The organism is Caldicellulosiruptor changbaiensis (assembly GCF_003999255.1).
GTDB classification, from domain to species: Bacteria; Bacillota; Thermoanaerobacteria; order Caldicellulosiruptorales; family Caldicellulosiruptoraceae; genus Caldicellulosiruptor; species Caldicellulosiruptor changbaiensis.
On record NZ_CP034791.1, the window covers coordinates 779755 to 798979 of the forward strand.

The 19225-nt window shown below is 36.5% G+C and carries 17 protein-coding genes; all 17 read left to right on the top strand.

Annotated features, from left to right (window positions below; genetic code table 11):
- Positions 1 to 16: 16 nt before the first annotated feature.
- Complete coding sequence (gene rnr / locus ELD05_RS03620; protein WP_127351392.1) at positions 17 to 2149, top strand: ribonuclease R; 2133 nt, start codon at positions 17 to 19, stop codon at positions 2147 to 2149.
- A gap of 44 nt (positions 2150 to 2193) precedes the next feature.
- Complete coding sequence (gene dnaX / locus ELD05_RS03625) at positions 2194 to 3801, top strand: DNA polymerase III subunit gamma/tau (RefSeq protein ID WP_127351393.1); 1608 nt, start codon at positions 2194 to 2196, stop codon at positions 3799 to 3801.
- 14 nt (positions 3802 to 3815) lie between these two features.
- On the top strand, positions 3816 to 4898 hold the full coding sequence (locus ELD05_RS03630; RefSeq protein ID WP_127351394.1) for a DUF362 domain-containing protein: 1083 nt from the start codon (positions 3816 to 3818) through the stop codon (positions 4896 to 4898).
- Positions 4899 to 5163: 265 nt separating this feature from the next.
- A complete protein-coding gene (gene hpf, locus ELD05_RS03635; protein WP_011916861.1) occupies positions 5164 to 5709 on the top strand; it encodes a ribosome hibernation-promoting factor, HPF/YfiA family in 546 nt (181 codons plus the stop codon).
- Positions 5710 to 5865: 156 nt separating this feature from the next.
- Entirely contained in the window at positions 5866 to 8412 is a 2547-nt protein-coding gene (gene secA / locus ELD05_RS03640) for a preprotein translocase subunit SecA (RefSeq protein ID WP_127351395.1), read from the top strand.
- Between the two features lie 45 nt (positions 8413 to 8457).
- A protein-coding gene (gene prfB, locus ELD05_RS03645; RefSeq protein ID WP_127351396.1) for a peptide chain release factor 2 occupies positions 8458 to 9577 on the top strand; the annotation gives its coding sequence in 2 pieces (ribosomal slippage) (positions 8458 to 8532 and positions 8534 to 9577; 1119 coding nt in all).
- Positions 9574 to 10020 (top strand): chemotaxis protein CheW, encoded by a 447-nt coding sequence (locus ELD05_RS03650; RefSeq protein WP_127351397.1) that lies wholly within the window; start codon positions 9574 to 9576, stop codon positions 10018 to 10020. The genes prfB and ELD05_RS03650 overlap by 4 nt, the downstream gene beginning before the upstream one ends.
- Positions 10021 to 10200: 180 nt before the next feature.
- Positions 10201 to 11379: a sensor histidine kinase gene (locus ELD05_RS03655; RefSeq protein WP_241243602.1), complete on the top strand. Its 1179-nt coding sequence runs from the start codon at positions 10201 to 10203 to the stop codon at positions 11377 to 11379.
- An 18-nt stretch (positions 11380 to 11397) separates the two neighbouring features.
- Entirely contained in the window at positions 11398 to 12573 is a 1176-nt protein-coding gene (locus ELD05_RS03660) for an HDOD domain-containing protein (RefSeq protein WP_127351398.1), read from the top strand.
- A gap of 43 nt (positions 12574 to 12616) precedes the next feature.
- Positions 12617 to 13657 carry a response regulator gene (locus tag ELD05_RS03665; RefSeq protein ID WP_127351399.1) on the top strand — a complete coding sequence of 347 codons (1041 nt, stop codon included), beginning with the start codon at positions 12617 to 12619 and terminating at the stop codon, positions 13655 to 13657.
- An 88-nt stretch (positions 13658 to 13745) separates the two neighbouring features.
- Positions 13746 to 15035 carry a 3-isopropylmalate dehydratase large subunit gene (gene leuC, locus ELD05_RS03670; RefSeq protein ID WP_127351400.1) on the top strand — a complete coding sequence of 430 codons (1290 nt, stop codon included), beginning with the start codon at positions 13746 to 13748 and terminating at the stop codon, positions 15033 to 15035.
- Positions 15036 to 15536, top strand: coding sequence for a 3-isopropylmalate dehydratase small subunit (leuD, locus tag ELD05_RS03675; protein WP_127351401.1), 501 nt, complete (start codon positions 15036 to 15038; stop codon positions 15534 to 15536).
- Entirely contained in the window at positions 15529 to 16596 is a 1068-nt protein-coding gene (leuB, locus tag ELD05_RS03680; RefSeq protein ID WP_127351402.1) for a 3-isopropylmalate dehydrogenase, read from the top strand. The genes leuD and leuB overlap by 8 nt, the downstream gene beginning before the upstream one ends.
- 111 nt (positions 16597 to 16707) lie before the next feature.
- Entirely contained in the window at positions 16708 to 17838 is a 1131-nt protein-coding gene (locus tag ELD05_RS03685) for an aldo/keto reductase (RefSeq protein WP_127351403.1), read from the top strand.
- Between the two features lie 129 nt (positions 17839 to 17967).
- Positions 17968 to 18258 (top strand): 30S ribosomal protein S6, encoded by a 291-nt coding sequence (rpsF, locus tag ELD05_RS03690; protein ID WP_039765206.1) that lies wholly within the window; start codon positions 17968 to 17970, stop codon positions 18256 to 18258.
- A gap of 15 nt (positions 18259 to 18273) precedes the next feature.
- Complete coding sequence (locus tag ELD05_RS03695) at positions 18274 to 18756, top strand: single-stranded DNA-binding protein (RefSeq protein WP_127351404.1); 483 nt, start codon at positions 18274 to 18276, stop codon at positions 18754 to 18756.
- 35 nt (positions 18757 to 18791) lie between these two features.
- The gene (rpsR, locus tag ELD05_RS03700) at positions 18792 to 19067 is read left to right on the top strand and encodes a 30S ribosomal protein S18 (protein ID WP_127351405.1); all 276 of its coding nucleotides are present in this window, start codon (positions 18792 to 18794) and stop codon (positions 19065 to 19067) included.
- The last annotated feature ends 158 nt before the right edge of the window (positions 19068 to 19225 follow it).

Below are 19225 nucleotides of genomic sequence, written 5' to 3' on the forward strand. Positions count from 1 at the left end.
GGATGTGAGATGTTCTGTGAAAAAAACAAGATTTGAAGAGAAAAAACAAGAGATTTGGAGTTTAATCCGCGAAGAAAGCTATCATCCAATGACGTTTTCTGAAATTTTAGATATCTTAGGTTGGTATGAAAAAGACGAACTTTTACTAAAGAGAATTCTTGATGAGCTTGAGCAGGAAGGAAAAATTGTGAGGACAAAGCGCGGAAGATATGGCCTTGCTGAGGAGATGAACCTTTTTGTTGGTGTATTAGAAGTAAATCCGCGCGGGTTTGGATTTTTGGTTCCTGACAATCCTAATATCCCTGACATCTATATCTCAGCAGAGAACATGAACGGGGCTATGCATGGCGATAGAGTACTTGTCAAAGCACTTTCTTTACCTGTTGAAGGCAAAAAAGTTGAAGGGTATGTGGAAAGGATTTTAAAAAGAGGAATTACAAAGGTTGTTGGAAGATATGAAGATAGCAAAAACTTTGGATTTGTGATTCCAGATGACCAGCGAATAACCTATGACATATATATTCCAAAGAGCGGGAAAAACAAAGCAAAGACAGGGCAAAAGGTTGTTGTTGAGATTACAAGGTATCCTGAAAAGAGAAGGAACCCTGAAGGAAGAATTGTTGAGATTTTGGGATATGAAAATGCAAAAGGAGTAGATATATTATCAATCATTAAAAAGTACGAATTAGATGAAGAATTTCCAAAAGAGGTCTTAAAAGAGGTTGAGAATATCCCAGATGTTGTTTTAGAAGAGGAAATTGAAGGAAGAGTTGATTTAAGAGACTGGACAATCTTTACAATTGACGGTGAGGATGCAAAGGATTTTGATGATGCAGTGTCAATTAAAAAACTTCCAAACGGCAACTATCTACTGGGTGTTCACATTGCAGATGTCAGTCATTATGTAAAGCCAAATACGCACCTTGACAGAGAAGCTTTCAGACGTGGTACAAGCGTCTACCTTGTTGACAGGGTAATTCCAATGCTTCCTTTCAAGCTGTCAAACGGAATTTGCTCTCTCAACCCAAATGTGGATAGGCTTACCTTTTCTGTTCTAATGGAAATAGACAAAAATGGCGATGTGGTAAAGCATGATATATTTGAAAGTGTTATAAGAAGCAAGGAGAGAATGACATACACAAATGTTACAAAGATACTTAAAGAAGAGGACAAAGACCTTCTAAAAAGGTATGAACACATAAGAGAAGACTTGGAGCTGATGCGTGAACTTGCACTAATTTTGCGTGAAAAGCGCATGAAACGAGGGGCTTTGGACTTTGACTTTGACGAAACAAAGGTAATCCTTGACAAAAACGGCAAACCAATTGACGTCAGACGGTATGAGCTCACAATCTCAAACAAAATAATAGAAGAGTTTATGCTTATCTGCAATGAGACAGTTGCAAATCACTTCTTCTGGCTAAATGTACCATTTTTGTACAGGGTTCATGAAGAGCCAGACATAGAAAAGATTTACCAGTTTGCTGAGTTTATATACAACATGGGGTATGTTCTAAAAGGAATTTCCAACAAGATTCACCCAAAAGCATTGCAGGCAATCTTAGAGCAGAGCAGGGGTACGCCAGAAGAAAGGGTAATTCACACACTTTGTCTTCGCTCGCTTAAAAAAGCAAGATATTGTGAAGAAAATCTTGGACACTTTGGTCTTTCCACAGATTATTACTGCCATTTCACATCACCTATTAGAAGATATCCTGACCTTGTAATTCACAGGATTATGAAAGATGTTCTAAAAGGAAAGATGACAGAAAAGAAAGCAGAAAGACTTCGCCGCAAGATGCCTGAGATAGCAAAGTGGACATCACAGCGAGAGCAGATAGCTGAAGAGGCAGAAAGAGAAACAGTTGAACTCAAGAAAGTAGAGTTTATGACAGACAAGATCGGTCAGGTTTTTGAAGGTATTATTTCAAACGTCACACCTTTCGGCTTTTTTGTTGAGCTTGAAAACACTATAGAAGGACTTGTAAGAGTGAGTTCGTTAGAAGATGATTATTATGTCTTTAACGAGAAGACATATCAGCTAATAGGAGAAAAGTCAAAAAAGGTATATAAAATAGGAGACAAGGTAAAAGTAAGGGTAATTTCCGCAAATGTAGCTTTGAGGCAGATAGAGTTTACAATTGTCTGAGAAAAAAATTTTTGAAAAATCAATTATGACAAGGGTGAAGGCTTATGCATATAGCGCTATATAGAAAATACAGACCAAAAGTGTTTGAGGATGTTGTTGCCCAGGAGCATATAACAAAGACACTGAAAAATCAAATAAAACAAGACAAGGTTGCCCATGCATATATCTTTACAGGGCCGCGTGGCACTGGCAAGACAACCACCGCTAAGATAATGGCAAGGGCAGTAAACTGTGTCAATCCTAAGGATGGGAATCCTTGTAATGAATGTGATGTTTGCCAGAGTATTTTAAATGAAAAGACACTTGATGTTTTGGAGATAGACGCAGCATCCAACACAAGCGTAAACGATGTAAGACAGATAAGAGATGAGGTTAGATACCCACCTTCAATGTGCAAAAAAAGAGTATATATAATAGACGAGGTTCATATGCTCTCAACAGGGGCTTTCAATGCACTTTTAAAAACGCTTGAAGAGCCCCCAGCCCATGCTCTTTTCATTTTAGCAACAACAGATATACAAAAGGTGCCAGCTACAATTTTGTCTCGCTGCCAGAGATTTGATTTCAAGAGAATTTCTGTAAAGGATATATATGAAAGGCTCAAAAAGGTTGTTGAGCTTGAAAAAATCTCAATTGACGACCAAGCACTATATCTTATTTCTCAAAAAGCAGAGGGAGCATTAAGAGATGCCCTTACAATTTTAGAGAGATGTGTGAACACCTCTGATGAGCATATATCATACAAGTTTGTTGCAAACTTACTGGGCGTTACCTCAACAGAAATTGTGAAAGAGTATTTGAATGCAATTGTCGAGAATGACTCTAACAAGGGTTTGAGAGTGGTAAACAGACTTTGGGACGAGGGGATGGATGTCAATACATTTTTAGAAGAGAGCATAAAAATGCTGAGAAATGCTTTGATTTTACGTTTAGGTACCCAGAACGTTTTGCTTGACATGATGGATGAGGACAAGAACTTTGTAACAAACCTTTCTAACCTCCTTGATTCAAATAGAATTGTGTCTGTTATAAAGATGTTAATTGACACTGCAAACCAGATAAGATGGACAAGGTTTCCAAAGGTCTTGCTTGAAATAAACACAATTAAGCTTTGTGATATGCAGATGGACACATCATTTGAAGGACTAAATGAAAGGGTAAAAAAACTTGAAATAAAACTTTCACAGATTTTAGAAAATCCGAGTCTACTTCAAAGTTTAAAAACAGAAAAAACTCTTTCATTATCCACAGCAGCGGGTGAGAAATCAGGGTCCTCTGAAGTCAACAAAGAGAAAATGCTCCTTCCAGATGCAGATGTTTCTGAAGTTTTAGAAAGATGGGCTGAAGTAAAAGAAGCAGTAAAGGAAGAAAAGCCTGGACTTTCGCAGGTTCTGCAAAGTGCAAGCATTAAGTTTGAAAATGGCCTTAAAATCTGTTTTAAAGAAGAAGACAGCGTCTTTGCAGAGCTTCTAAAAAGGAATCTTGATTATTTCAAGTCTGTTCTAAAAAAGGTTGTAGGGTATGATGGCGAGGTTGAAGTAGAGGTAAATAGTAACAGTTCAAAAGCTAAACAAGAACCTCAATCTGATGAAGAGATTATGAACAAGCTCAAAAGTATCTTCCCTGATACAGAGATTACTATAAAAGAATAAGGAGAGGAAATAGGTTGAACAATAACATTTATATCATTTACGGCAAAGATGCAAAGTCAATGACAAAGGACCTACTAAACTACGTTGATGTAAATAAATACATTCCAAGAAATTCAAAAATTGCAATAAAACCAAACTTAGTGGTTGCAAAACCATATACCTCTGGTGCGACAACAAATCCTCAGATAGTTGAAGGGATAATTGAGTACTTAAAAGAAAATGGACATGACAATATTACAATTTTAGAAGGTGCGTGGCTTGGAGCATCTACAAAAAGAGCGTTTGAGGTGTGTGGATATAGCGAGATTTCAAAAAAATATGGTGTAAAGCTAATTGACACAAAAGATGACCTAGTTAAAAAGGTAAACGTTGACGGGTATGAACTGAACGTCTGTAAAAGTGTATTTGAATACGACTATTTAATAAATGTCCCTCTTTTGAAAGGTCACTGCCAGACAAGGCTGACTTGTGCGCTCAAGAACTTAAAAGGACTGATTCCAGACAGTGAAAAGAGACGATTTCACACGTTGGGGCTTCACAAACCAATTGCATATCTTAATAAGGCTATAAAAACACATTTGATCATTGTAGATAGCCTCATGCCAGACCCTGACTTTGAAGAAGGTGGGAATCCTGTTGAAAAGGATTTTATTGCGCTTGGTTTTGACCCAGTTCTCATCGACAGTTTTGCTGCAGAAAATTTGGGATACAATCCTTATGATATAGAATACATAAAGCTTGCTGAAAAATTAGGAATTGGTAAGACAACAGGTTATAATCTGATAGAAATAAATCCTGAAAAAAAGCCACGCTTAGCTTCAAGAAAATCATCTATTGTCGGCAAGTATGCAAAATACATTGATGAGAGGGATGCATGTTCTGTTTGCTATGCAAACTTGATAAGTGCACTTATGAGATTAGATGAAGAAGGGTATCTTAGAAAGATTGAGAAAAAACTTTGCATAGGCCAAGGTTTTAAGGGAAAAGGCATCGATGGAATTGGAATTGGAAGCTGCACGAAAAATTTTGATATTTCAATTTCAGGCTGCCCGCCGAAATCAACTGAGATTGTCCAGTTTGTAAAAAACAAGATTTAATTGTATAAAAATGCGCATGCCAAAAAGAAGGTATGCGCTTTTATTGTTTTTAGTCACTTTTTCAACAGGTTATATCCTTTGGGAAATATACTATCCACAGAGTTATCCACATTATCCACAAGGATATTTTTAACAGAAAGGATATTTGGCTGTTGTGGATTGTGTACATTTTTGTGGATAAAATTTTTGTGTAGAAAATTCAAAATGGGTGGTATATATATAATAACAAAACAAAACTTTCTACATAGAAAGGATGGTCAATATGATGAACTTTATAATTAGCGGCAAGAACATAGAGGTAACAGATGCACTAAAAGATAGGATTGAAAAGAAACTTTCAAAACTTGAAAGGTATGTTAAAATGAACTGTGATGTGCATGTGACATTGAGCGTTGAGAAGATTAGGCACATTGTTGAGGTGACAATACCATTTTATGGCATGATTTTAAGAGCTGAAGAAGCGAGTAATGACATGTACAGTGCAATAGATTTGGTTGTTGACAGTTTAGAGAGGCAGATAAGAAAGTTTAAAACAAAGATTGCAAAAAGGGCAAAGGATGCAGAGTCTTTAAGATATATGACGTTTGAAGAAGAAGCTCAGCAAGAGACAAATCAAGAGGAAAATGGTGAGTTTAAGATTGCAAAGACAAAGAGGTTTCCAATAAAGCCTATGAGCGTTGATGAGGCAATTCTGCAGATGAACCTTTTGGGACACAGCTTTTTTGTCTTCCTAAATCAGGACACTGATAAAGTCAATGTGGTGTACAAGCGAAATGACGGCGCATATGGTCTGATTGAACCAGAATATTAAAAAAATGAGTGACAAAAGAAAAAATTGATGAGACATCACTGCCCCCGCTCAAGACGAAGATTGTCTTGAGCGGATTTTTGTTTGAATATAGATTCAATTAGTGATAAAATTATAACTTGAACATCTAAAAATTCAAAAAATCGAGGGAGAAAAAGGATGCTAAAAATTATCGAAAAGCTAATTGGTAGCTACAGCGAAAGAGAGATAAAAAAGATACTTCCAATTGTAGACAAAATTGAGTCACTTGCACCGGAATATGAAAGGTTAACAGATGCAGAGCTGAGGCAAAAAACAGATATATTCAAACAAAGACTAAAAGATGGCGAGACATTGGATGATATATTGCCAGAGGCATTTGCAGCTGTTAGAGAGGCTGCATGGCGAACCCTGAAGATGCGCCACTTTAAAGTCCAATTGATAGGTGGCATAGTTTTGCATCAAGGAAGAATTGCCGAGATGAAGACAGGTGAAGGAAAGACTTTGGTTGCAACCCTTCCAGCATACCTCAATGCTTTGGAGGGGAAGGGTGTTCATATAGTAACTGTAAATGACTACTTGGCAAAAAGAGATGCCGAGTGGATGGGCCCTATTTACAATTTCCTTGGTCTTTCAGTTGGTGTGATAGTACATGGTTTGACAAGTGAAGAGAGAAGAAAGGCATACAATTGTGATGTTACCTATGGGACAAACAATGAGTTTGGTTTTGACTATCTGCGTGATAATATGGCAATTTACAAAGAAGAGCTTGTTCAAAGAGAGTTGAACTATGCAATTATAGATGAGGTTGACTCAATCTTGATTGATGAGGCAAGAACGCCTCTTATCATATCAGGGCCGGCCGAAAAGTCAACAGACCTTTACAAAAGAGCAGACAACTTTGTCAGAAGATTAAAACCTCTTTACTACAACAGTGATGATGATAAACAAATGCCAGATACAACTGGCTATGACTATATAGTAAATGAAAAAAGACACACAGTTGCTCTGACAGAAGAAGGAATCAAGAAGGCAGAAAAATATTTTGGTGTTACCAACTTAGCTGACCCAGAAAATGCAACACTGCACCATCATATAATTCAAGCCTTAAAAGCTCATGGGCTTATGAAACGAGATAGAGACTATGTTGTCAAAGATGGCCAGGTTATAATTGTCGATGAATTTACAGGAAGACTGATGTACGGCAGAAGATTCTCTGAAGGATTGCACCAGGCAATTGAGGCAAAAGAAGGTGTGAGGATAGAAAGAGAAAGCAGGACCTTGGCAACCATTACATTCCAGAATTATTTTAGACTATACAAAAAACTTGCTGGCATGACTGGTACTGCAAAGACAGAAGAACAAGAGTTTAGAGAAATCTACAAGCTTGATGTAATTGAGATACCAACTCACAAGCCAATGATAAGAATTGACCATCCGGACAAGGTTTACAAGACAGAAAAGGCAAAATTCGAGGCAATTGTTGAGGAGATTGTTGAGACTCACAAGAAAGGTCAACCTGTTTTAGTAGGTACAGTGTCAATAGAAAAATCTGAGATGTTAAGCGAAATGCTAAAAAAGCGTGGAATTAAGCATGAGGTGTTAAATGCAAAGCACCATGAAAAAGAGGCGATGATAATTGCCAAAGCTGGTCAAAAAGGTGCTGTGACAATTGCAACAAATATGGCAGGCCGTGGTACTGACATTGTTTTGGGTGAAGGTGTTGCAGAACTTGGCGGGTTGAAAGTGATTGGCACAGAAAGGCATGAGAGCAGGCGAATAGACAATCAGCTTCGAGGAAGAGCCGGCCGTCAGGGTGATCCAGGTGAGTCAAGGTTTTACGTCTCGTTAGAAGATGATTTGATGAGACTTTTTGGTTCTGAGAGAATCAAAAGACTTGTTGAGTCATTAGGACTTCCTGATGACCAGCCAATTGAACACAAGCTATTATCTGATGCCATTGAAAAGGCACAAAAGAGGGTAGAGGCCCGAAACTTTGAAATACGAAAACACCTTTTACAGTTTGACGATGTTTTAAACAAACAAAGGGAGATAATATATTCACAGAGAAGAAAAGTCTTAGAGGGCGAGAATTTAAGGGACTCTATTTTGAATATGATAGATGAGCTTGTTGATTACAAGATAAAAGTGTACACAGGCGAAAGTCCATATCCTGATGATTGGGATATAAAAGGACTAATACAGGACCTCAAGTTCATATTCTTGGACAATGAGCTTTCTGAGCAAGATGCTAAGAACATGACAAAGGATGAGCTGAAAGAAAAGTTAATCTCAATTGCAAAAGAGAAATATTTGAAGAAAGAACAAGAAGTCGGCGAGCTTATGCGCGAGCTTGAAAGGGTTGTGCTCTTGAGAGTTGTTGATATGCATTGGATGGATCATATTGATGCTGTTGACCAGCTGAGAGAAGGTATCTCACTTCGAGCAATTGGTCAAAAAGACCCTATAATTGAGTTCAGATTTGAAGCTTTTGAGATGTTTGACCAGATGATAAAGAGAATCCAAGAGGATACGATAAAAATTATTCTCCATGCAAATGTTGAAAATATGCCACAAAGAGAAAGAGTTGTAAAAGAGATGTATGAAAACTCTCCTTCCGATAGCCCTGTAAGAAAACCTGTTGTCAAAACTCAAAAAGTTGGAAGAAATGACCCATGCCCTTGTGGCAGTGGCAAAAAGTACAAAAAATGTTGTGGTGCGGTGTAAAAAGGTAACACAGCAAAAATCTCGGTAAAGGAGTGATTTTTGACCATGCTTTTGCTTGAAGAGATTTTGCAAAGGTTGGAAAAGGTTGAAGAAGATTTAAAAGAAATGAGGGTTTCTCTTTGACATAGATAGGTTAGAAGCAGAGCTAAAAGAACTTGAAAACAAGACATCAGACCCAAATTTTTGGGCAGATTTGGAAAATTCACAAAAAGTTTTGCAGCAAATTAAGAGGTTAAAAGACAAGATTGAAAGGTATCAGAAACTTTATTCTCAATGGGAAGATTTGAAAGTTTTGACACAGCTGAGTATTGAAGAAGGCGATATTGAAATGTCTGATGAACTTGAAAAAGAACTAATAGATTTAGAAAGAAAGATAGAGGAGTTCAAGCTTGAGATACTTCTAAACGGTCCATATGACAAGAACAATGCGATCTTGTCAATCCACGCTGGTGCAGGTGGTACAGAAGCTCAGGACTGGGCAGAGATGCTACTTAGGATGTACACCCGCTGGGCAGCAAAAAAAGGTTACAAGGTTGAAACCTTAGATATTCTGCCTGGTGAAGAGGCAGGTATTAAAAATGTCACAGTTCGCATAGTTGGTGAGAATGCTTATGGGTATTTGAAAGCAGAAAAAGGAGTTCACAGGCTTGTAAGAATCTCACCATTTGATGCAGCAGGTAGGCGTCATACATCCTTTGCAGCGGTTGAGGTTTTGCCTGAGGTAGAAGATGATGCAGACGTTGAGATAAAAGAAGAGGATTTGGAGATTGACACATTTAGGGCGTCTGGAGCAGGTGGTCAGCATGTAAATAAAACAGAATCAGCTGTGAGAATAAAACATATTCCAACAGGAATTGTTGTCACTTGCCAGAACGAGCGCTCCCAGCACAAAAATAGAGAGATCGCCCTCAAAATTTTAAAAGCAAAGCTTTTAGAGCTCAAAGAAAAAGAGCGAAGGGAGAAGATCCAAAAACTCAAGGGTGAGCAGACAGAGATTGGTTGGGGTAACCAAATTCGGTCATATGTATTTTGCCCATACACCTTGGTAAAAGACCATAGGACAGATGCAGAGGTTGGCAATGTTGAGGCAGTGATGGACGGTGAAATAGATGTTTTTATAAACGCTTACCTCAAAAAATTCAGGAATGAGGAGGAAGTAGCGTGAAGCAATATGTTATTTTCAATGTTGGAGATTACAGCTTTGGGGTTGACATACTTGAGATTGTTGAAATTATAAAGCCTACAAAGATTGTAAAACTTCCAAGTGCACCACAATATGTAGAAGGTATTATTGATGTAAGAGGCACATCTGTTCCTGTTTACAACCTTGCAAAGCGGCTTGAGATTGAGTCAAAGGCTGAGACGCAGAAGATTATTATTGTTGAGCTCTCTAAATTCCAGCTTGGGTTTTTGGTGGACGATGTTTCTGAGATACTCAAAATTGAAGATGACAAGATTGAGAAAGCAAACGAGAGCATAAAAGGTATCAAACGCAAGTTTATTGACTCAATTGCGAGAGTTGGCGATGACATGATTATCATACTTGACCTGAAGAATGTACTTACAATGGATGAAGAAGAAGAGATTGGAAAATATATTAACAATTAAATCGCTGATTAAATTGGGTATATATAGAGTAAGGAATAATATCCTTACTCTAATTTTTTTATAGATTAATAGGTGGTGAATTAATCATGAGAATATTGATTGTTGATGATTCCCCACTTATTTGCAGACAGATTAACGAGATCATAAATTCAATGGAGATGAATTGGGAAATTTGGACGGTTGAAAGTATTTTTAGATATTGTTCTTCCAGGTATAAGTGGATTTGAAGTTTTGAAATTTATAAGAAGGACAAAAGAGTATGGAGATATTTATGTGATTGTTATGACATCGCTTGACGATGATGAAGTTATAAAAGAAAGCTTTTCCTTGGGTGCAAATGATTTTATAAGAAAGCCAATTAATCAGGTAGAGCTAACCTATCGACTAAGAGCTGCTGTCAGGCTCAGAAACTATCAGTATCTCTACAAATCAGCTTTAAACGATTTACAAGAGAAAAATAAGGAATTAATAGAACTGACAAAGAAGTTAAAAGAAACTCAAGATGTTTTAATCCAAAACGAAAAAATGTCTGCAATTGGTCAATTAGCAGCAGGTATTGCACATGAAATTAACAATCCATTGGGATTTGTAATAACTAATATGGAAACATTAGGAAAATACATTGAAAAATTTAAAAAGTTAATGGAGGAGTACGATAAAGTTAGTAAAAATATCTGTAATGGTAATCAAATAGATATGGAAGGTATTATTGAGAATTGCAAGAAGATTGGTGAATTTAAAAGGCAACTTAAATTTGATTTTATCATGGAAGATATAGACCAGCTTTTAAGTGAGACAATGGACGGACTGAGGAGAGTTGCACACATTGTTCAGACTTTAAAGAAGTTTGCACGAAGTGGTTTGGATGGTCAGGCAAGCTATGAAGATTTAAATGATATTATAGAGGAAACTCTTTTAATTGCAAGAAACGAACTAAAATATGATATTGAGGTTATAAAAGAATATGGGGAAATAAGACAAATTTACTGTAACCGCGGTGAAATTGGTCAGGTGATACTAAATATTTTAATCAATGCTGCTCAGGCTATAAAGTCACAGCCAAATAGAACACAAAAAGGCCATATCTGGATAAAAACATGGGAGGATTCAGACTTTGTATATTGCTCTATAAAAGATGATGGACCTGGTATAAAAAGGATATACTTGAAGAAGATTTTTGAACCCTTCTTTACTACCAAAGATGTTGGAAAAGGAACAGGGCTTGGGCTTAGCATCTCATATGACATTATTGTTAACAAACATGGTGGAGATATCTGGGCTGAAAGTGAAGAGGGGCAAGGTGCTACTTTTATATTTAAACTTCCTGTGAGATCTAAATTGTTAGAAAATCAAATTTAAAAAATGGTGGGATGAACAATGTCAAAATCAATCCTATTTGTTGATGATGAGGTAAGTATTTTAAAAGCTCTTAATAGAGCGTTTTTAGATGAAGACTATGAACTATATTTTGCCCAAAGTGCTGAAGAAGCATTAAAAATTATGGAAGAAAATTACATAAATTTAATAATAACCGACATGAGGATGCCGAACATTTCTGGATTTGAACTACTAAAAATGATTAAACATAGATATCCTGGTACTATTCGTATAATTTTAAGTGGATATGCTGACGAAAATCTCGTTTTTAGGGCTCTTCAAACAAACATAGCAAAGCTTTATATTCTAAAACCATGGGATAATGAAAAACTTAAACAAATAATTAAAAATATATTTGAGTTAGAAGATTTAATGAAAGCTAAAAAGTGTTTAGAAATAGTAAACAACATTGATTATATTCCTACATTAAAGAACTTATATCTCAAAATTACAAAGACAATAGAAGAGGAATTAGGTATAGATAATATTATAAGTGCTATTGAAGAAGACCCTGCAATTTCCTCCAAAATATTACAAGTTGCCAATTCAGCTTTTTACAACTTAAAAACTGCCTCTGTAAAACAAGCTGTAGTCTATTTGGGATTAGTAAATGTTAGGAATATAATTTTGAATACAACTATTTTCGAGTGTTTACAAGATGGAAGTAGCAAATCATTGTTATGGCAACATGCTAATATCGCAAATAACATATTCTATTACCTATATGATAATATTATGAAAAAAAAGGTACATGACTCTTACGCCTCTGCAGGTTTACTTCATGGAATAGGACAATTGATTTTGCTTAAAACATATCCTAAAAAATACATAGAGTATCTTTCTGTCATAAAAGAAGAAAAAGGACCAATTGACTATGAAAAAATCGAGCTTGAATTGTTTGGAATTACGCATACAGAGTTAGGAGCAGTGCTATTAAATTGGTGGGATATACCATATCCTGTAGTAGAAGCTGCTCTTTTTCACCACCAGCCCTATGATGAGAGGATTATTCACAAAGAGTTGGTTTGTGCTGTGAATATTGCATGTTATTGCGCATGGGATATTTTAGGAGTTCATAGTTTGCAAGAGTATCCTCTTTACTCTATCAAATATTTAAATCTTGATGAATATATTTGTCAGGAAATTAAAGCATGGTTTTTAGATAATAATAGATAATAACTATAAAAAAGAATAATTTGAGGATAGGAGCTTGAGAAAAATGAAGAAATACACAGTATTATTTGTGGATGATGAGGATAACATTTTAAGCGCTTTAAAAAGAGCATTGATTGATGAAGAATATAGGTGCCTTTTTGCAAAAAGCGGTGAAGAAGCATTGAAGATATTAGAAAAGGAAAATGTTCAAGTTATAGTTGCTGACATGAAAATGCCAGAAATGGATGGCCTTACTCTACTAAAAATTGTAAAGCAAAAATATCCTAAAATAGTTAGAGTTGTATTATCAGGATTTACACAGCTTCCTCAAGTTTTGGCTGCTATCAACCAAGCAGGAATATTTAGATTTATTACAAAGCCATGGAATGTAGAAGAAGAACTCAAAGTAGTGATAAATCAAGCATTAGAATACTACATAATTCAAGAAGAAAAAGAACAGTTAACAAAAGCTCTTGAAAAAGGAAATGAGATGTATGTCAATGTTTTGAAAGCCACTGAGAAAAAGTTTAAAGAGCTAAAGCAAAACTTTGACGTTTTAAGGGATATTATTTCCTACCAGGATTCATATATTATTCAGCTTTTAAAAGCGGACAGAAAAAAAGATATTGTTATCTTTTTGCTTGAAAATATGAAGAGAACTATTTCAAATTTCATTTCGATGTTACCAATCTATCCAATAAAGTTTAACGTAGAAAGGTTAGTGAAAGATCTAAGTAAAACTATTGAAGAAAGATTTGAAGGAAGTGGCAGTATCAAAATAGAAGTAAAGGATGGGGCAAAAGAATACACTTTTGAAGGATATTACGGTGTATTACTATTTACATTAATTGAGATTATAATGATTATAATTCAATTTGACATGGATGCCTTTGCTATTATGAGTATTGACTGTGTTGATAATAAATTAATTACTATAATTTCGATTCCGACAAAAATAGAAGAAAAGCTACTTTTATATTTACTTTCTCTCACTCCTTTTGCATCTATGTTAAAAGGAACTCTAAAAATTGATACGCAAAAGGGGAAAAATATTGATATACAAGTCGAATGTACATTTGACTATGTTGAAAAAAACATTAATTAATAGGCAAAGAAAACAAATTTTTATGATGAAAATGATTTTAGCGATGTTTATAATTATAAAAAAACAAATTTAGAGGTGATTACTTACTATGCCAAGGCCAATGACAATGTCTCAAAAGATTTTGGCGTACCATGCAGGAAAAGAATATGTTGAGCCAGGCGATTTGATATTTGCAAATGTTGACTTAGTTTTAGGAAATGATGTCACAACACCTGTTGCAATAAAAGAATTTGAAAAGATAGGTGTTGATAAGGTTTTTGACAAGGACAAAATCGCAATAGTTCCAGACCACTTCACACCCAATAAAGATATAAAATCTGCCCAGCAGTGTAAGATGGTTCGCGAGTTTGCTAAAAAGTATGAGATTACAAACTACTTTGAAGTTGGCGAGATGGGTATTGAACATGCACTCTTGCCCGAAAAAGGCCTGGTTGTACCTGGCGATTTGGTAATTGGTGCAGACTCTCATACATGCACATATGGGGCATTGGGTGCTTTTTCAACAGGAATTGGTTCTACTGACATGGCATGTGCAATGGCAACAGGAAAGTGCTGGTTCAAAGTTCCAGAGGCTATTAAATTTGTGCTCTACGGCAAAAAAACTGGCTGGACATCAGGCAAAGATATTATCCTTCACATTATTGGTATGATAGGTGTTGATGGAGCACTTTACAAGTCAATGGAATACACGGGAGAGGGCTTAAAATCACTTTCGATGGATGACAGGTTCACCATTGCTAACATGGCAATTGAAGCAGGTGCAAAAAATGGTATATTTGAGGTTGATGAAAAGACAATTGAGTATGTAAAACAGCACTCCATAAAGCCTTACAAAATCTTCAAGGCAGACGAGGATGCAGAGTATTCACAGGTCTTTGAGATTGATATTTCAAAAATTAGACCCACAGTTGCTTTCCCACACCTTCCAGAGAACACAAAAACAATAGATGAGATAACAGAAAAGATTTATATAGACCAGGTTGTAATTGGTTCTTGCACAAATGGAAGAATTGAAGATTTGAGAATTGCAGCAAAGATTTTGAAAGGAAGAAAGGTTAAAAAAGGCCTTCGCTGTATCATATTCCCTGCAACACAGAACATATACAAGCAGGCTTTAAAAGAGGGGCTCATTGAAATCTTTATTGATGCAGGATGTGTTGTTTCAACACCCACTTGCGGCCCATGCCTTGGCGGGCACATGGGAATTTTGGCAGAAGGCGAGAGAGCTTTGGCTACAACAAACAGGAACTTTGTTGGCAGAATGGGTCACCCAAATAGTGAAGTATATCTGTCATCACCTGCAATTGCAGCAGCATCAGCAGTACTTGGCTATATCGGATCACCTGAAGAGCTTGGAATGAAAGGAGATGAAGAATAGATGATTTTTAAAGGGAAAGCTCACAAGTACTATGATAATATCGATACAGATGTCATTATTCCTGCAAGATATTTAAATACATCTGATCCAAATGAGCTTGCCAAACACTGCTTAGAAGATTTGGACAAAGAGTTTGTAAATAAAGTTCAAAAAGGTGACATTTTGGTTGCAGGTAGAAACTTTGGCTGTGGTTCGTCAAGAGAACATGCACCAATTGCAATAAAAGCATGTGGAGTTTCATGTGTTATTGCTAAATCTTTTGCAAGGATATTTTACAGGAATGCCATAAATATTGGTCTTCCAATTGTTGAGTGCGAAGAGGCAGTAGATGGAATAGAAGCTGGTGATGAGGTTGAGGTTGACCTTGTAACAGGTAGTATAAAAAATCTTACGAAGAACAAAGAGTTCAAGGCAAAGCCGTTTCCTGAGTTCATGCAAAATATAATGAAAGCGGGCGGGCTTATAGAGTTTGTAAAAGGAGAGTTGAAAAAAGATGCATAGGATAGCTGTAATTCCTGGTGATGGAATTGGTCCTGAGGTAATAGAACAAGCACTGCTTGTTCTTGACAAAGTGTCTTCAAAGTTTGGGGTTAAATTTGAGTATATCTTCCTTGACGCTGGCGGATGTGCAATCGACAAGTATGGTGTTCCAATTAGAGAGGAAGATTTAGAACTTGTTAAAAAATGTGAGGCAACACTATTAGGTGCTGTTGGAGGACCAAAGTGGGATAACCTTCCAGGAAATTTGCGACCTGAACAGGCTCTTTTAAAATTAAGAGGTGGTCTAAAGGTATATGCGAACCTTCGTCCAGCGGTACTTTATGATGAGCTAAAAGACTCATCCCCACTCAAAAAAGAGATTGTAGACAAGGGCATTGACATTCTGGTTGTCAGAGAGTTAATTGGAGGAATGTATTTTGGTCCAAAAGGAAGAGAAATAAGAAATGGACAAGAGGTTGCGTATGACACTGAAATCTATTCAGTAAGTGAAATAGAAAGAATAGCAAGAGTTGCATTTGAGGCAGCAAGAAAGAGAAGAAAAAAAGTCACATCCGTTGACAAGGCAAACATATTAGAGTCTTCAAGACTTTGGCGTGAGGTTGTAAATAGAGTTGCAAAAAATTATCCGGATGTGGAACTTGCTCACATGTACGTTGACAATGCTTCCATGCAGCTTGTGAAAGACCCATCACAATTTGATGTTATATTGACATCTAATATGTTTGGAGATATTTTGTCAGATGAAGCATCAATGATTGTAGGCTCAATTGGAATGCTTGCCTCAGCTTCACTTGGCGACAACAAGATTGGCCTTTATGAGCCAATTCATGGGACAGCGCCAGACATTGCAGGGCAGGATTTAGCAAATCCTATTGCAACGATATTGTCTGCTGCAATGATGCTGCGCTACAGCTTTGACATGGAAGATGCTGCAAAGGCTATAGAAAATGCTGTGAAGATTGCTCTCAAAGAAGGGTATAGAACAAGAGATATCTATACGGAAAATTGTAAACTTGTTGGAACAAAGCAAATGGGAAAAATCATTTGTGAAAATATCTAAAAGCTGCAGAAAATTTTCTGCAGCTTTTTTGTATTTATATTTTCGAAAAGGTAAGGTAAAATATAAACATCACACACTCTAAATAAACGGTTACTGGGGAGGGGTTTTTAAATGAATTACAGGCCCTTCGGGAAAACCGATTTCAAGGTATCAGCTCTTGGTTTTGGCGCAATGCGACTTCCTATTTTAGACAGTGACTATTCAAAGATTGATGAGGAAAAGGCAATTGAGATGCTACAATATGCAATTGACCATGGAATCAATTACATTGACACAGCATATGTGTATCATGGAGGAAACAGTGAAGTTGTGGTTGGTAAAGCTTTGAAAGGGGGATATAGAGAAAAGGTCAAGATTGCAACAAAGCTTCCTGTTTGGCAGGTAAATAATTTTGATGATGCTGATAGGATTTTAGATGAGCAGCTAAAAAGACTTGATACAACTTACATTGACTTTTACCTTTTACATGCTCTTAACAAGGACCATTGGAAAAAGTTAAAAGGTATTAACATATTTAAATGGGTTGAAAAAGTGATCTCTGAAGGGAAGATAAAGTATATAGGATTTTCATTCCATGATGATTTGAACACATTCAAAGAAATAGTAGATAGCTACAACTGGACATTCTGCCAAATTCAGTATAATATTCTGAACAGGAACTATCAAGCAGGAGAAGAGGGCTTAAAGTATGCTGCGTCAAAAGGTTTAGCAGTTGTTATCATGGAGCCGCTTTTAGGTGGAAGGCTTGCAAAAGAGCCGCCGGAAGAGATTAAAAAGCTTTGGGATAAGGCAGCTGTTAAAAGAACACCTGTTGAGTGGGCTTTGGCATGGCTTTGGAATCAGAAGGAAGTATCAGTTGTTTTAAGTGGTATGAGCACATTGGAGCAGGTAAAGCAAAATATCGAGTATGCAAGCAAATATGATATAGGGTGTCTTACAGCCGAAGAACTTGAGCTTGTGGAAAAGGTTGCGCAAAGGTACAATGATCTAAGAAAAGTCAACTGTACAGAGTGCAAATACTGTATGCCATGTCCACAGGGTGTTGATATTCCTTGGAATTTTAGCATTTACAATCAGGCAAGCATGTATAACATGTATCAGGAGATGAAAAATGATTATACAAAGAAAGAAAAAGAGAGAGCAGAAAATTGTGTTGAGTGTGGCGTTTGCGAGACAAAATGTCCACAAAACCTTCCAATAAGAGAAATTTTAAAAGAAGTTCGCGCATATTTTTCAAAGTAAAAATAGGTTATTTACTTTAAAGCGCATTTTGTGATAAAATACTGCATGTTGTGGGAAGAAAAAATTCCTCTTCCCTTGCTCCCAAAAAGTGATTTGGGGGCCTTTAAGTCTAAAAGGGAGGTGAAAGCTGTGGTTGAGAGAAAGTATGAAACAGTGTTTATAATAAGCCCCACACTTGACGATGAGGCAAGAGCAGCTCTTGTCGAAAAGTTCAAGAACCTTATCTCAAGCAATGGGCAGCTTCTTACAGTAGAAGAGTGGGGAAAAAGAAGGCTTGCATACAAGATTAACAAGCATGCAGAAGGGTATTATGTACTGATGCAATTTATAAGCAAGCCTGACTTCCCACGCGAGCTTGAGAGGGTTTACAGAATCACAGATGGGGTCATCAGGTTCTTGATTGTAAAGCTCGAAAAGTAAGAGGGGGCGGCTTTTTTGAATAAAGTTATTTTAATGGGGCGCTTGACACGCGACCCCGAGTTTAGATTAACCGCAAACAATACCCCCGTTGCTAATTTTACATTAGCAGTCAGCAGAAGGTTCAAAAGAGAAAACGACCAAGATGCAGATTTTATTCCTATTGTTGCATGGAGCAGGCTTGCTGAGTTTTCAAAGAATTACTTGAAAAAAGGTAGGCAGGTAGTTGTAATAGGAAGACTGCAGCTTAGAACATGGGATGATGAATCAAATCGTCGACATTATATTACAGAGGTAATTGCAGAGGAGATATACTTTGCAGAACCAAAGCCAAAGGATGCTCCAGCAGAGGCTGAGGCAGATGTAAAAGGCGACGAAATTTTGCCAGACTTAGATGAAGAGATACTTGACAGTGAGCTTGAAAACTTCTTTGAAGAGGATATAGATACCTCTTCGAAACTGGATCTTGACGAAAATCCAGAAGATGACTTGCCGTTTTAAATAAAAGTAAAAAACTGAAAAAGGAGGGAAGATGATTGACAAATCAAAATCAGACCCAAAACCAAACTACTCAGACTGTAGAAAAGGTAAGCTCAAGACAGAAGAAAAAGAAAAGAGTTTGTTCTTTTTGTGTTGAAAGAATATACGACATAGACTACAAGGATGTAAATAGATTGAAAAAGTTCCTTACTGAAAGAGGCAAGATCATGCCAAGAAGAACAACAGGAAACTGTGCAAGACATCAAAGACAGCTTACACGAGCTATCAAGAGAGCAAGAATCTTGGCGCTTTTGCCGTTTATAGTTGAATAAGGCTCTTTTGTAATAAGAATATCAATAAACCTCCTTCTATGGTAACAAAATAGAAGGAGGTTTTATTTTTTGTGGTTTTATTTAATATTTATTGATTTTTGGAATGTTTTTGTGTAAAATTTTTATTAAATAAGGCAAAAATCAATCTAATAAAATGT

Excerpts from the sequence above, each read along its gene's own strand:
- leuC (WP_127351400.1), top strand. The coding sequence starts at position 13,746 with ATGCCAAGGCCAATGACAATGTCTCAAAAGATTTTGGCGTACCATGCA.
- ELD05_RS03685 (WP_127351403.1), top strand. The coding sequence starts at position 16,708 with ATGAATTACAGGCCCTTCGGGAAAACCGATTTCAAGGTATCAGCTCTT.
- secA (WP_127351395.1), top strand. The coding sequence starts at position 5,866 with ATGCTAAAAATTATCGAAAAGCTAATTGGTAGCTACAGCGAAAGAGAG.
- ELD05_RS03665 (WP_127351399.1), top strand. The coding sequence starts at position 12,617 with ATGAAGAAATACACAGTATTATTTGTGGATGATGAGGATAACATTTTA.
- leuD (WP_127351401.1), top strand. The coding sequence starts at position 15,036 with ATGATTTTTAAAGGGAAAGCTCACAAGTACTATGATAATATCGATACA.
- leuB (WP_127351402.1), top strand. The coding sequence starts at position 15,529 with ATGCATAGGATAGCTGTAATTCCTGGTGATGGAATTGGTCCTGAGGTA.
- dnaX (WP_127351393.1), top strand. The coding sequence starts at position 2,194 with ATGCATATAGCGCTATATAGAAAATACAGACCAAAAGTGTTTGAGGAT.
- ELD05_RS03660 (WP_127351398.1), top strand. The coding sequence starts at position 11,398 with ATGTCAAAATCAATCCTATTTGTTGATGATGAGGTAAGTATTTTAAAA.
- hpf (WP_011916861.1), top strand. The coding sequence starts at position 5,164 with ATGAACTTTATAATTAGCGGCAAGAACATAGAGGTAACAGATGCACTA.